Annotated in this window: 13 protein-coding genes; 8 read left to right on the forward strand and 5 right to left on the reverse strand. The window is 51.0% G+C overall.

Going from position 1 to position 12,739, the window contains the following annotated elements:
* Positions 1–19: 19 nt before the first annotated feature.
* From O3660_RS04670 to O3660_RS04680, 3 genes are all read right to left on the reverse strand, one after another.
* Positions 20–547 carry a single-stranded DNA-binding protein gene (locus tag O3660_RS04670; RefSeq protein WP_371464603.1) on the reverse strand — a complete coding sequence of 176 codons (528 nt, stop codon included), beginning with the start codon at positions 545–547 and terminating at the stop codon, positions 20–22.
* Position 548: 1 nt separating this feature from the next.
* Positions 549–1,931 (reverse strand): MFS transporter, encoded by a 1,383-nt coding sequence (locus tag O3660_RS04675; protein WP_049351630.1) that lies wholly within the window; start codon positions 1,929–1,931, stop codon positions 549–551.
* Between the two features lie 201 nt (positions 1,932–2,132).
* Positions 2,133–2,756, reverse strand: a complete 624-nt coding sequence (locus O3660_RS04680) for a lytic transglycosylase domain-containing protein (protein ID WP_036473028.1) — start codon at positions 2,754–2,756, stop codon at positions 2,133–2,135.
* A 173-nt stretch (positions 2,757–2,929) separates the two neighbouring features.
* Between O3660_RS04680 and ppx the strand changes: the two genes are divergently transcribed.
* The 4 genes from ppx to O3660_RS04700 all read left to right on the forward strand — a co-directional run bounded on the left by ppx (position 2,930) and on the right by O3660_RS04700 (position 6,528).
* Positions 2,930–4,438: an exopolyphosphatase gene (ppx, locus tag O3660_RS04685; protein WP_049351631.1), complete on the forward strand. Its 1,509-nt coding sequence runs from the start codon at positions 2,930–2,932 to the stop codon at positions 4,436–4,438.
* A gap of 87 nt (positions 4,439–4,525) precedes the next feature.
* Positions 4,526–4,897 (forward strand): 30S ribosome-binding factor RbfA, encoded by a 372-nt coding sequence (gene rbfA, locus O3660_RS04690; protein WP_003685554.1) that lies wholly within the window; start codon positions 4,526–4,528, stop codon positions 4,895–4,897.
* A 67-nt stretch (positions 4,898–4,964) separates the two neighbouring features.
* Positions 4,965–5,879 (forward strand): tRNA pseudouridine(55) synthase TruB, encoded by a 915-nt coding sequence (gene truB / locus O3660_RS04695; protein WP_049351632.1) that lies wholly within the window; start codon positions 4,965–4,967, stop codon positions 5,877–5,879.
* A gap of 22 nt (positions 5,880–5,901) precedes the next feature.
* On the forward strand, positions 5,902–6,528 hold the full coding sequence (locus tag O3660_RS04700; protein WP_049351633.1) for an NAD(P)H-hydrate epimerase: 627 nt from the start codon (positions 5,902–5,904) through the stop codon (positions 6,526–6,528).
* A 49-nt stretch (positions 6,529–6,577) separates the two neighbouring features.
* Here the strand turns inward: O3660_RS04700 and O3660_RS04705 are convergent, their stop codons facing one another.
* Both O3660_RS04705 and O3660_RS04710 read right to left on the reverse strand, forming a co-directional pair.
* Entirely contained in the window at positions 6,578–6,937 is a 360-nt protein-coding gene (locus O3660_RS04705; protein ID WP_049351634.1) for a CrcB family protein, read from the reverse strand.
* An 81-nt stretch (positions 6,938–7,018) separates the two neighbouring features.
* Complete coding sequence (locus O3660_RS04710; protein ID WP_049351635.1) at positions 7,019–7,696, reverse strand: energy-coupling factor ABC transporter permease; 678 nt, start codon at positions 7,694–7,696, stop codon at positions 7,019–7,021.
* A gap of 164 nt (positions 7,697–7,860) precedes the next feature.
* Here O3660_RS04710 and O3660_RS04715 point away from each other — a divergent pair, with 164 nt between their 5' ends.
* From O3660_RS04715 to O3660_RS04730, 4 genes are all read left to right on the forward strand, one after another.
* Positions 7,861–10,914, forward strand: coding sequence for a DNA translocase FtsK (locus O3660_RS04715; RefSeq protein ID WP_049351636.1), 3,054 nt, complete (start codon positions 7,861–7,863; stop codon positions 10,912–10,914).
* 342 nt (positions 10,915–11,256) lie between these two features.
* Positions 11,257–11,952 carry an aquaporin Z gene (gene aqpZ / locus O3660_RS04720; RefSeq protein ID WP_371464604.1) on the forward strand — a complete coding sequence of 232 codons (696 nt, stop codon included), beginning with the start codon at positions 11,257–11,259 and terminating at the stop codon, positions 11,950–11,952.
* A 147-nt stretch (positions 11,953–12,099) separates the two neighbouring features.
* Positions 12,100–12,432: a hypothetical protein gene (locus O3660_RS04725; RefSeq protein WP_049351639.1), complete on the forward strand. Its 333-nt coding sequence runs from the start codon at positions 12,100–12,102 to the stop codon at positions 12,430–12,432.
* The gene (locus tag O3660_RS04730; RefSeq protein WP_049351638.1) at positions 12,420–12,698 is read left to right on the forward strand and encodes an NF038104 family lipoprotein; all 279 of its coding nucleotides are present in this window, start codon (positions 12,420–12,422) and stop codon (positions 12,696–12,698) included. The genes O3660_RS04725 and O3660_RS04730 overlap by 13 nt, the downstream gene beginning before the upstream one ends.
* The last annotated feature ends 41 nt before the right edge of the window (positions 12,699–12,739 follow it).

The following is a 12,739-nucleotide window of genomic DNA, read 5'->3' on the forward strand; positions in this document are numbered from 1 at the left end:
TTTTTTATTTGCCCAATAATTAGAACGGAATATCGTCGTCGATATCATCAACCGGAGCGGCCGGTTGTGCCGGAGCAGGACGACGGGCCGGGGCGGCTGGGGGTTCTTGAGCCGGGGCAGATTGGTATTGCTGCTGTGGCGCTTGTTGGTAGCTGCTTTGGCTTGAATGACCGCCTTGATTATAGCCGTCATCGTATGGTGCGCCGCCGCTGTTGTCGTTGCGGCTGCCGAGCATTTTCATCTCATTGGCAATGATGTCGTAAGCGGTGCGCTCGATGCCGTCTTTGCCTTGGTATTTTCGGCTTTGGATACGGCCTTCCAGATACACTTGGCTGCCTTTACGCAGGTATTGACCGGCGATCTCGGCGAGTTTGCGGTACATGGTGATGTTGTGCCATTCGGTACGTTCTACGCGTTGGCCGTTGCGGTCGTTCCACGTTTCGCTGGTGGCAATGCTGAAGTTACAGACGGCCTCACCGTTGGGCATATAGCGGACTTCCGGGTCGCGGCCGAGACGGCCGATGAGGATAACTTTATTCAATGACATTTTACACTCCTGTGATAATTTTTTCGGCGGCCTCTTGGTCAAATCCTTTTTGCAAGGCCTTGATATAAATGGTTTGTTTGTCTGCGCTAAAGCTAATGCTTTCAACGCCTTCAATTTCGGTCAATTTTTGGTAGAGCAAATCCGGATTTTGTTGCCATTCGGCGTTAAGCGGGTAGCTGAGGTTTTTGACGGGTTTCGGTGCAGGCGAAATGACTGCCAATACCAGCCACAGCAACATCAATACGCTACAAAAGGCAAATACGCCTACAAAACCGTATTTTTGGAACAATAAACCACCGGTTGCGCCGCCGACAAACAAGCCGACCGACTGCATGGTGTTATACACGCCCATAGCGGTGCCTTTCAAATCGGACGGAGCGATTTTCGACACCATAGACGGCAGGCTGGCTTCCAATACATTAAAACCAATAAAGTAAACAATCAGATAAGCGGTAATCAACCACACCGAGTGCATGCCAAACAGCAAGCCGATTTGCGCCGCGGCAATGCAGACGATACCCAGGATAAACACTTGTTTGAGTTTGTTGCGCGTTTCGCCGACGATAATCAGCGGCACCATAATAATCAGGCCGGTAATGGTTGAAGGCAGATAGACTCGCCAGTGATGGATTTTTTCCAAACCCAACTGCGTCATGGCAAACGGCAATGCGGTAAATAAAGCCATTTGCGCCGCATGCAAGGCAAAAATACCGAAGTCGAGATTGAGCAGTTGGCGGTTTTTCAATACCTCGCCCATACGAGAAGGCTGCGCCTGCGTGTCTTCGTGCATTTTTGACACTTCCGGATCAGGCGTCATCCAGGCAACCACGCCGATACTGATTACCGTCAGAATACCGGTCAGCGCAAACAGGCCGGATACGCCGATAAAGCCGGCAATCATCGGCGCAAGCACTAGGCTGACGGAAAAGGTCAAGCCGATACTCAGACCGATCATCGCCATCGCACGCGTCCGCACTTCGTTACGGGTCAAATCTGCTAGCAAAGCCGTTACCGCCGCGCTGACGGCACCTGCGCCTTGAATGGCACGCGCGGCAACCAACATCTGCAGGCTATCGGCAACTGCGGCCAAAAAACTACCTGCCGCAAACACAATCAAGCCGGCATAAATCACTTTTTTACGACCGAACTTGTCGGAAGCCATACCCAAAGGCAGCTGCAGCAAAGCCTGTGTCAGCCCGTAAATACCCATCGCCATACCGACCAGCGCTTTATTGTTTTCTGCGCCGGGCAACGAAGCGGCATACATCGCCAAGACAGGCAACACCAAAAACATCCCCAACATACGCAGTGCGTAAACACCGGAAAGTGTGGTACTGGCACGCCACTCGTGCGGAAACATTTGAATGCGGTTATCTCTTGCCATAAATAATGTTTCAGACGGCCTTAAGTTTGCGAAAGGCCGTCTGAAAGTGTGAATTAACAGATTTTCTGATTATACAGGATTCAAAGGAATTGCATGGGGTCAAATCGCAAGCTGTTTATCGCAAACCTGCTTCATCGGTATAAAACGGTTTTAACAAAAAACAACGTCACGCAAGATCTGCCCTATCCCATTTATCCCTAATCAACCCCACTGCCATCTATTTCGCCACGCGCCTAACACGGCGTTCGGATATTTATTACTGCCCAAGCTGCCGTTAAACCTTGCCAAAGAGCGGACAATATTGCCTTTTTCGATATTATTGTAATGGCGCAGAATGGTGCAGCCATAGCGCAGATTGGTGCGGATATCGAAAAGGTTGTGCGACGGATTGCCGATATAGTTTTTCCAAAACGGCATCACCTGCATCAAACCGCGCGCACCCACGCCGCTGATGGCATATTGGCGAAACGCACTTTCCACTTCAATCAAGCCCAAAATCACTTGAGTATTGAGTCCGGCACGACTGCTTTCATATTGAATATTAACCAACAGGCGGCGGCGCTCGCCCTCATCGGGAATGAAACGTGCCAATCGGGAAGACATCGCCGCCAACCAACGCTCCCCTTCCCTCGAATCGGCAAACACCAGCCGCGCAGGGCTGGCGCTATTAATCGAACTGCGCATCACGGAAGCCACATCATCGGCCAGCGTTTCTTCACGTTGCGCCCCCGCCCATGCGGTCGCAGGCGTCAAAAGCATGGCTCCGCCGACTTGCAACAGGCGGCGGCGCGATAAAAATAAGGAATCTTGGTTTTCCGATTTCATGTGTTTTCTCTTTTTAGGCCGTCTGAAAAGTTCAGACGGCCTTTGATATATTGGCTTAAAATCAGCATTATAAAATACATCTATGAGCAGAATCAAAGAGCTGTATACCTTTTATTGTCAAGTAATACCGCCTCAAGTAACATTTAGGTTTTTCTAATCAACCGGTATTTTTTATGACCACCACTCCCGCCAACGTTTTAGCCTCCGTCGACTTGGGTTCCAACAGTTTCCGCTTGCAAATTTGTGAAAACAACAACGGCCAGCTGAAAGTCATCGACTCGTTCAAACAAATGGTTCGCTTTGCCGCCGGCTTGGACGAACAAAAAAACCTGAGCGAAGCCTCTCAAGAACAAGCCTTGGAATGTTTGGCGAAATTTGGCGAACGCCTGCGCGGATTCCAACCCGAAAACGTGCGCGTGGTGGCCACCAACACTTTCCGCGTCGCCAAAAACATCGCCCAATTCCTGCCCCGTGCCGAAGCGGCGCTGGGTTTTCCCATCGAAGTCATCGCCGGCCGTGAAGAAGCGCGTCTGATTTACACCGGCGTAGTGCATACCCTGCCGCCCAAAGGCGACAAAATGCTGGTTATCGACATCGGCGGCGGTTCGACCGAATTTGTTATCGGCTCGGATTTGCAACCGCTGACCACAGAAAGCCTGCCTTTGGGCTGCGTAACGTACAGCATGCGCTTCTTCCAAAACAAAGTGACCGCCAAAGATTTCCAAGCCGCCGTTTCCGCCGCGCGTATCGAAATCCAGCGCATCAGCAAAATGATGAAGCGTACCGGTTGGGATTTCGCCATCGGCACCTCCGGTTCGGCAAAATCCATACGCGACGTTTTGGCGGTCGAATTGCCACAAGAAGCCGACATTACCGCCCAAGGCATGCGTTATCTTGCCGATAGGATTATCGAAGCCGGTTCGGTTAAAAAAGCCAAATTTGAAAACCTCAAACCCGAACGCATTGAAGTTTTTGCGGGCGGATTGGCCGTGATGATGGCGGCTTTTGAAGAACTCTCGCTGACTAAAATGACCGTTACCGAGGCCGCACTCCGCGACGGTGTGTTCTACGACTTAATCGGCCGCAGCCTCAATGTCGATATGCGCGAACAGACAACGGCAGAGTTCCAAAAACGCTACCACGTCAGCCTCAACCAAGCCAAACGCGTTGCCGATACCGCGCAAGCCTTTATGAACAGCCTGTGCCACGCCAAAAACGTAACCGTTCAAGAGCTTGCCCTGTGGAACCAATACCTCAGCCGCGCAGGCCGTCTGCATGAAATCGGCTTGGATATTGCCCATACCGGTTATCACAAACACTCCGCCTACATTCTCGAAAACGCCGATATGCCGGGCTTCTCACGCAAAGAGCAAACCATTTTGGCACAACTGGTTATCGGCCATCGCGGCGACCTCAAGAAAATGGCGGACATTATCGGCAACAACGAAATCATGTGGTGTGCCGTGTTGTCCCTGCGCCTGGCCGCCCTCTTCTGCCGTTCACGCCTGCCACTTGATTTGCCGCCGCAAACCCAGCTTCGCGTCGATGAAAACAACCACAGCTTCATCTTGCGCATCAACGCCCAATGGCTGGAACAACATCCCCTCATCGCCGATGCGCTGGACTACGAAAGCGCGCAATGGCAAAAAATCGATATGCCTTTCTCGGTTCAAGCACAATAAACCGCGCTCCGTTATAATAGGCAGCTTTTCAAAATCCAAACCGCAGGCCATCTGAAAACGACAGCCTGCCATACATCAAGGAAAACCATGAGAAAACCACAACGCGGCTACGCCCGCCAAGACCGTGTCAAAGAACAAATCATGCGCGAGCTTGCCGAACTCGTCCGCACCGGCCTGAAAGATCCGCGTGCAGGCTTCATCACCATCAACGAAGTCGAAGTCACCCGCGATTACAGCCACGCAACCGTGTTTTACACCGTCCTTGACGACAGCACACGCGACATTACCGAAGAAGCTTTGGAACACGCCAAAGGCCATTTGCGCAGCGAATTGGCCAAACGCATCAAACTCTTCAAAACGCCTGAGCTGCACTTCAAATACGACGAATCACTCGAACGCGGCATGAGCATTTCCAGCCTGATCGACCAAGTGGCGGCGGAAAAACCGGTTGAAGACTGATTGATTAAAACACGCAGGCCGTCTGAACCCTTTCAGACGGCCTGAACATTAATATTCCCTAATTAATATGACCAATAAACCCACCAAACGCCCGGTCAACGGCGTTCTTCTCCTCGACAAACCTGAAGGCCTTTCCAGCAACACCGCCCTGCAAAAAGCGCGGCGTTTGTTCCGTGCCGAAAAAGCCGGGCATACCGGCGTACTCGATCCTTTGGCCACAGGGCTTTTGCCTGTTTGCTTCGGAGAAGCGACCAAGTTCGCCCAATATCTGATTGATGCCGACAAAGCCTATACGGCCACGCTGAAACTGGGCGAAGCCAGCAGTACGGGCGATGCCGGAGGAGAAATCATTGCCACCGCACGCGCCAATATTTCATTGTCCGAATTTCAGACGGCCTGCCAAGCGTTAACAGGCGACATCCGCCAAGTGCCGCCCATGTTTTCCGCCCTCAAACACGAAGGCAAACCGCTGTACGAATACGCACGCAAAGGCATCGTTATCGAACGCAAAGCGCGCGATATTACGATTTACTCCATTGATATTACTGAATTTGATGCGCCTAAAGCCGTAATAGACGTACGTTGCAGCAAGGGCACTTACATCCGCACCCTCAGCGAAGACATCGCCAAACACATCGGCACATTCGCCCACCTGACCGCCCTGCGCCGTACCGAAACCGCAGGCTTTACCATTGCCCAAAGCCACACGCTCGAAGCTTTGGCAGAATTGGACGAAGCCGAACGCGATGCCCTGCTGCTGCCTTGCGATATTTTGGTACAACATTTCCCCAAACTTGAGTTAAACGACTACGCCGTTACCATGCTCAAACACGGCCAACGTCCCCAGTTTACCGAAGACATTTCCTCCGGGCAGCCCTTCCGTGTGTACAGCCGAGACGGCACATTTATCGGACTGGTGGAATATCAAAAAGAAATAGGCCGTCTGAAAGCCTTGCGCCTGATGAATACCGCCGACAAATAACTTCCTGCAAAGAGAGCCGATCATGAAAGTCTATACTGCCGCCCAGATGCGCGAACGCGAGCAAGCAGCCGTCGATAAAGGCACAAGCTTCGACCAACTGATGGAAAACGCCGGCAGCTCTGCCGCCCGAGACCTCATGCAGCGTCATCCCCAAGCCGGACGCGCCCTGATCGTTTGCGGCAAAGGCAACAACGGCGGCGACGGCCTAGTCATGGCAAGATATATGCAGGCGCAAGGTTGGCACATCGATATTCTGTTTTCACTCGGAGAAAACCTCTCTCCCTTGGCTCAAACCAATCGAGAACGCCTCAACGGTTTGCCCCATATTGAATTTATTACCAAGCAAGAGCTGGAATGCCGTCTGAAAAAAGGTTACGACATCATTATCGAAGGCATATTCGGCACAGGCTTCAGCGGCGCACTTCCCGCAGAAATTGCCGTCCTCTGCCGCCAACTCAATCATTCAGACGGCCTGAAAGTCGCCCTCGATATTCCCACCGGCCTCAACTGCGACACCGCCGAAGCCGATCCCGATACATTCCGCGCAGACCTTACCTACACCTTTGCCGCCTACAAACCGGCACACTTAAGCGAGTCCGGCAAAACCTATTGTCAAGAAACTGTCTGTTTACCTATTGGCATTGATTAAATACCTATAAAAAATAACAGGGTGCAATTTTGCACCCTGTTATTTTTGTTTACTTCCAAATCTGCGCCAATTTAATCCCCAGCGCCGTCAAACCAAACGAACCGAAAACATGCAGACAGGTTGCCATCGCAGCCATGCCCCAACGTTGCGCCTGCATCAAACCCACCATTTCCACTGAAAAACCTGAAAATGTGGTTAAGCTGCCGAGAAAGCCGGTAATCCAAAGCAAACGCCATTGCGGATCGGTTAAGAGTTCCGCCAATACACCGATCAGCAGCGCGCCCAGCCAGTTTGCCGCCAATGTACCGATAGAAAAAGGCGCAGAAGACACCAGCAACAAGCCAAACAGCCAACGCAATACAGCCCCGACAGCGGCACCGCAAACAATGGGAAAAATATAAGTAAACATAACAAGTTAAAAATTTAATTCAAAAAACAGGCTATCCGGCCATTAGGCCGTCTGAAAACCAAGCAAGGATGCCTTCATGTCTTACTGCCAAATCTTAGGCGCGGATTTCAAATACCTGTCGTCATCGAAAGTACAAATCCATTGCGGCTTGAGCGCGATAAAAATGGCTGTTGAAATACCGCTCAAAAATGCCTCTGCCCAAGCGATTAAGAAGAAAACAGGAAAAGCGGTTTTCCACAATACCGACGTATCAAACACATCCACCCAGTCCAACAAACCAACCAAAATTACGCCGGTAAACACCATGCCGACCGCCGCAGCCCAAAAACCATTCAGAAAAATAAAGATAAAGATATTGGCAGGCAAACGCGATACCCAATGGCGGAAACCCAAGTTTACCAACAAAGGCGGAAGCAATACGGACAAGGCGTTGATGGGAAATATATGCCAATCGCCCCAAAGCCACAAATATGGAAAAAACAGTAAAACGCCAAGGCAGAACGCGGCAGAGGTGCCCAGCATTAAAGCCGTCAGGTTCAAGGCAAGCAGATGATAGCTCATACCGGCCAGTTGTCCGCTTTCAGGAGAAGCATTCAAGCTCCAAGCCAGTGGCAACATCACGGCAGCCACCAAAAATGCGGAACGATGCTGCGATACCGACACCCATGCCTGCTTTGCACACAAAGCAAAAATCACCAGCAACACAGGCCATGCCGCCATCACGACACCAACGGGAAACCATCCGTTTTGAAAAATCATCATCTCATCCGCAAAATGTTCAGACGGCCTATTATACGCGTCTCAAGCCACAGCTTTGACAATCCTGTTTGCCTTTGCCGTTAAAGCTTGTTTCGGCTGGTTTTGTTTACCCGAAAAAAGCGTTAGAATAACGGACTTTGCCGTTTAATTAAGGGGATGGACGCATGCTTTGGACAATATTGGCTTTAATTCTGCTGGCTGTCATAGCCGGCTTGTTCTGGTGGCGCCAGAAACAAGAGCAAAAGTGGCGCCAAGAATTGGCCCGACTCAGTGGCGACGAACAAGAAATAAACGAAGAAGACAGCCCGGTCGGTTTTTTCGACCAACTGGACAGCCTGAAACGTTTGTTCAGCATGAACAAGCGCACTGCCGACAACCATAAAATTGCCCGCATCCGCCTGCTTTCCGTGCTCGAACACAATAAAATGAAACGCGCCGAAACAAACGAAGAGCACGCAGCAGAACCGTTTACCGAAGAGCTGGAACACATCACAGCTACCGAAGAAGAAATCAAAGTTGCGCCTAAAACCCGCAAATCTGCCAAACCGGAACGTATTCCTAAAATCACGCCGTTTGCACAAATGGAAACGCCCGAATACAGCCCGTCTTTGGTGCAAAACAGCAATTTTGAAGAAATCACATTAGAAGAAGCCACCCGTTCCCTGCACGAAGCAGCGGTTGAAGAATGGAACGAGCATTTGGCCGAAAAAAATGCGCCAATTTACAAAGACGAAGTCGAAACCCCATTATTGCGCGCTTCATCCCTGCCGATGACCGGCATGGAAATCATCGACTATAACGACCCTATCTTGCGCCGCACACGCGAACGTGCCTTGGCGCGTGCCAATAATGTCCGCGTGGCAGAAGCCAATGCGCCGCATATCGAAACCGTTCAGACGGCCTTAAGAACTGCCGAAAAAGAAGCCATCCTCCCCTATACTTCCATGCAGGCATTCCCTTCTGAAATCCAAGCGGAAGATATTCACAACAACCTTGCCCGCCGCACCGCCGCCCGCCACAAACTGGCCGAGGCCGTCGCCCCATTACGCGGCTACTCTCCGCGCACCATCGAAAATGACGAAATTTTGGCCAACTTGGGACAAATCAGCCGTCCTGCCAGCTTGCGCCGTCAAGTTCGCTATACCGAAGCGGCCGCCGAAAGATGGGCGCGTAAACAAGCTGCCACGGAAGCTGTTGCACCACGACCTGCCGCACCGGCAACGCCGTCCCGTCCGAAACCGGCTGCGCCTGTTAAAAAATCCCCTTATATCTCCCGACCTGCCGCGCCAAACGCAACCGTAGTCGAGCCGCCTGCCGTACCGGTTGTCCCTATGGCTAAAACCGATATTCCTGAACCGCCTGTTTTCCAAACCTCGATTGCGCCGATTGATATCCCCGAACCGCCTGCTTTTGAACATAAAATCCAAGTACCGATTTTTGATGCACAAGTCAATGCACATGTCAGCAATCAGCCTGAACGCAGTATCCGTGATTATTTAATCAGCGAATCTGCCGTCGAAGAAGCGGAATTCGATAGTGAGCCGGAAGCTCCTGTACAACCGGACACAGAAGCTATTCAAGCGGTTGAAGCTATTGAACCCGTTGAATCCGTTGAAACAATCGCAAGACCGTCTGAATATACACAGACAGTCGTTGAAACGCCTATTCAAACCGTAGAACCAAGCGTTCCAGAGAATACATCAAACGTAGTTCTTCCGACTTCGGCAACACTTACCGATGCACGCCTGCCGACTACCGCCCTGCTTCTGCCGCCGCAGTTTGACCCAAGCGCATCGCAAACTGAAGAACAGTTGTTGGAAAACAGCATTACCATCGAAGAAAAACTGGCCGAGTTCAAAGTTAAAGTCAAAGTGATGGACTCCTATTCCGGCCCGGTCATTACGCGCTACGAAATCGAGCCTGATGTCGGCGTGCGCGGCAGTGCCGTTTTGAACCTCGAAAAAGACTTGGCGCGCTCGCTTGGTGTGGCTTCTATCCGCGTGGTGGAAACCATCCCCGGCAAAACCTGCATGGGCTTGGAATTACCCAATCCGAAACGCCAAATGATCCGCCTGAGCGAAATCTTCAATTCGCCTGCGTTTACCGAATCTAAATCCAAACTGACTCTCGCTCTCGGCCAAGACATTACCGGCCAGCCTGTTGTGACAGACTTGGCCAAAGCACCGCATCTGCTGGTTGCCGGTACGACCGGTTCGGGTAAATCCGTAGGCGTGAACGCCATGATTCTGTCCATGCTCTTCAAAGCAACGCCTGAAGACGTGCGCATGATTATGATTGATCCGAAAATGCTGGAGCTGAGCATTTACGAAGGCATTCCGCACCTGCTCGCCCCCGTCGTAACCGATATGAAGCTGGCCGCAAACGCCCTGAACTGGTGCGTCAACGAAATGGAAAAACGCTACCGCCTGATGAGCTTTATGGGCGTGCGCAATCTTGCCGGTTTCAACCAAAAAATTGCCGAAACCGCCGCACGTGGCAAAAAAATCGGCAGCCCGTTCAGCCTCACGCCTGAAAACCCTGAGCCATTAGAGAAACTGCCGTTTATCGTGGTCGTGGTAGATGAATTTGCCGACCTGATGATGACTGCAGGCAAGAAAATTGAAGAACTGATTGCCCGTCTTGCCCAAAAAGCCCGCGCAGCCGGTATCCATTTGATTCTTGCCACCCAACGCCCAAGCGTGGATGTCATTACCGGCCTGATTAAAGCCAATATTCCGACACGCATTGCCTTCCAAGTGTCCAGCAAAATCGACAGTCGCACGATTCTCGACCAAATGGGTGCGGAAAACCTGCTCGGCCAAGGCGATATGCTGTTCCTGCCGCCCGGCACCGGTTATCCGCAACGCGTACACGGCGCATTCGCATCCGACAATGAAGTACACCGCGTAGTGGAATACTTGAAACAATTCAGCGCACCTGACTATATCGACGATATTTTGAGCAACGGTTCCACTGAAGACTTTACCGGCACCAGCCGTAGCAACGACAGCGACTTCGACCCCATGTATGACGAAGCCGTTTCCATTGTCTTAAAATCGCGTAAGGCCAGCATTTCCAATATCCAACGCCAACTGCGCATCGGCTACAACCGCGCCGCCCGCCTGATTGACCAAATGGAAGCCGACGGTATTGTTTCCCCTGCGGAAAACAACGGCAACCGCACCATCTTGGCGCAAAGCAGCGACCATCTGGATTAATTTATCCTCGCTTAAATCAAGGCCGTCTGAAAATTTTTCAGACGGCCTTTTTAAATCAGATAATGAGTTCAAAGATTCCGATCAAATTAATAATCTGTGAATAATATTACCTACAAAACCAAATGCTTTTGCATTAACGGTATTTGCTTCTCTATCAAATAAACTCAGCCTCAATAAACAAAATTCGACCTGCAAGATATATCCCTCTATCCATTTGTCGCCCTTTTCAGACGGCCTTTTGTCAAGACCGGAAAAAAACAGGTAAATCCGTTTTTCGATTAAAAGCAATATTATTATGATTCATGCCTTCGGCAATACCCCACCCTTTACGAGGAAAAACAAATGAAAAAATATTTTGCAGAATTTTTCGGCACTTTCTGGCTGGTATTCGGCGGCTGCAGCAGCTCGGTTTTGGCAGCAGCTTACCCTGAGCTTGGCATTGGCTTTGCCGGTGTCGCTTTAGCATTCGGTTTGACCGTACTGACCATGGCTTACGCTGTCGGCCACATTTCCGGCGGCCACTTCAACCCTGCCGTTTCCGTCGGCCTTTTCATCGGCGGCCGTTTCAACGGTAAAGACTTGTTGCCTTACATCGTATCCCAAGTGATTGGTGCGATTGCTGCTGCGGGCGTTCTGTATCTGATTGCTTCCGGTAAAACCGGTTTTGATGCTGTTGCTTCCGGCTTTGCCAGCAACGGTTTCGGCGAGCACTCTCCTAACGGTTACGACATGATGGCCGCTTTGCTGATCGAATTCGTCCTGACCACATTCTTCCTGATCATCATTATGGGTTCTACCGACAAACTGGCTCCAGCCGGCTTTGCCCCTATCGCCATCGGCCTGGGTCTGATCCTGATTCACTTGATCAGCATTCCTGTCACCAATACTTCCGTTAACCCTGCACGTTCTACCGGTGTTGCCTTGTTTCAAGGCGGCTGGGCTGTTGAACAGCTGTGGTTGTTCTGGTTGGCTCCTATTGCCGGCGCAGCAGTTGGCGCGGCTATTTACCGCTTCGTGTTGGCTAACGACGACAAATAATCTTGACGGAATGACATTCCCGGTGTGGCTGACTCCACAAACCGACCGCACCCAAGTTGCCGAGATACAAACGTACCGCCTGACTCAGACGGTGCGTTTGTTTTTGCCATGTTACAATACTTTCTTTTCTCACATTCTCAAACCATCATGCAAACCTTACCTTTTCAAACCGATATCGCTGACAGAATGCTGGTCAATACCGAAAACGAAACCATCCATCCCGATGCCGTATTCGTACAAACGCAAAACGGCTACTGGATTGCTTGGCACGACCAACAAGCCGCCCTGCTTGCCCCCGACACACCGCCCGATATTCCCTGCTTTTGGGTAGAAGGCGCAGAAAGCTTGGAAGAGCTGGTAAGCATGGTAGAAAACGGCGAATTTGACGAAGTTGAAGAATTTGACGGTGATGATGATGCTTGGCAAGAAGCACTCGGATGCGGCCATCATCATGAAGGACGCTGCGGATGCAGTCATTGAGATGCACAAAACGTCTGATTCCGGCACTTGCCTTTTGCCTGACGCTTAACGGCTGCGTTGTAGGTGCGGCTGTCGATTTGGCCACCACAACCGTCCTGACTGCCGGAAAATTGGTTGTCAAAGGAACGGGGGCAGTGATTGATGCCGCCATTCCCGACGGTAAAAAAGACAAGGATAAAGAAAAAGAGAAGGAAAAGAGCAAAGAAAAGCCAAAATCGGAAGAAATCATCTATAAGGAAGAGTCCTCCAACGAAGTAACGCAATAATCCTTCAGACGGCCTCAGTAAGGTAACCAATCCTACTGAGG

Source organism: Neisseria sp. 27098_8_139 (assembly GCF_041433195.1).
Classification (GTDB): Bacteria; Pseudomonadota; Gammaproteobacteria; order Burkholderiales; family Neisseriaceae; genus Neisseria; species Neisseria subflava.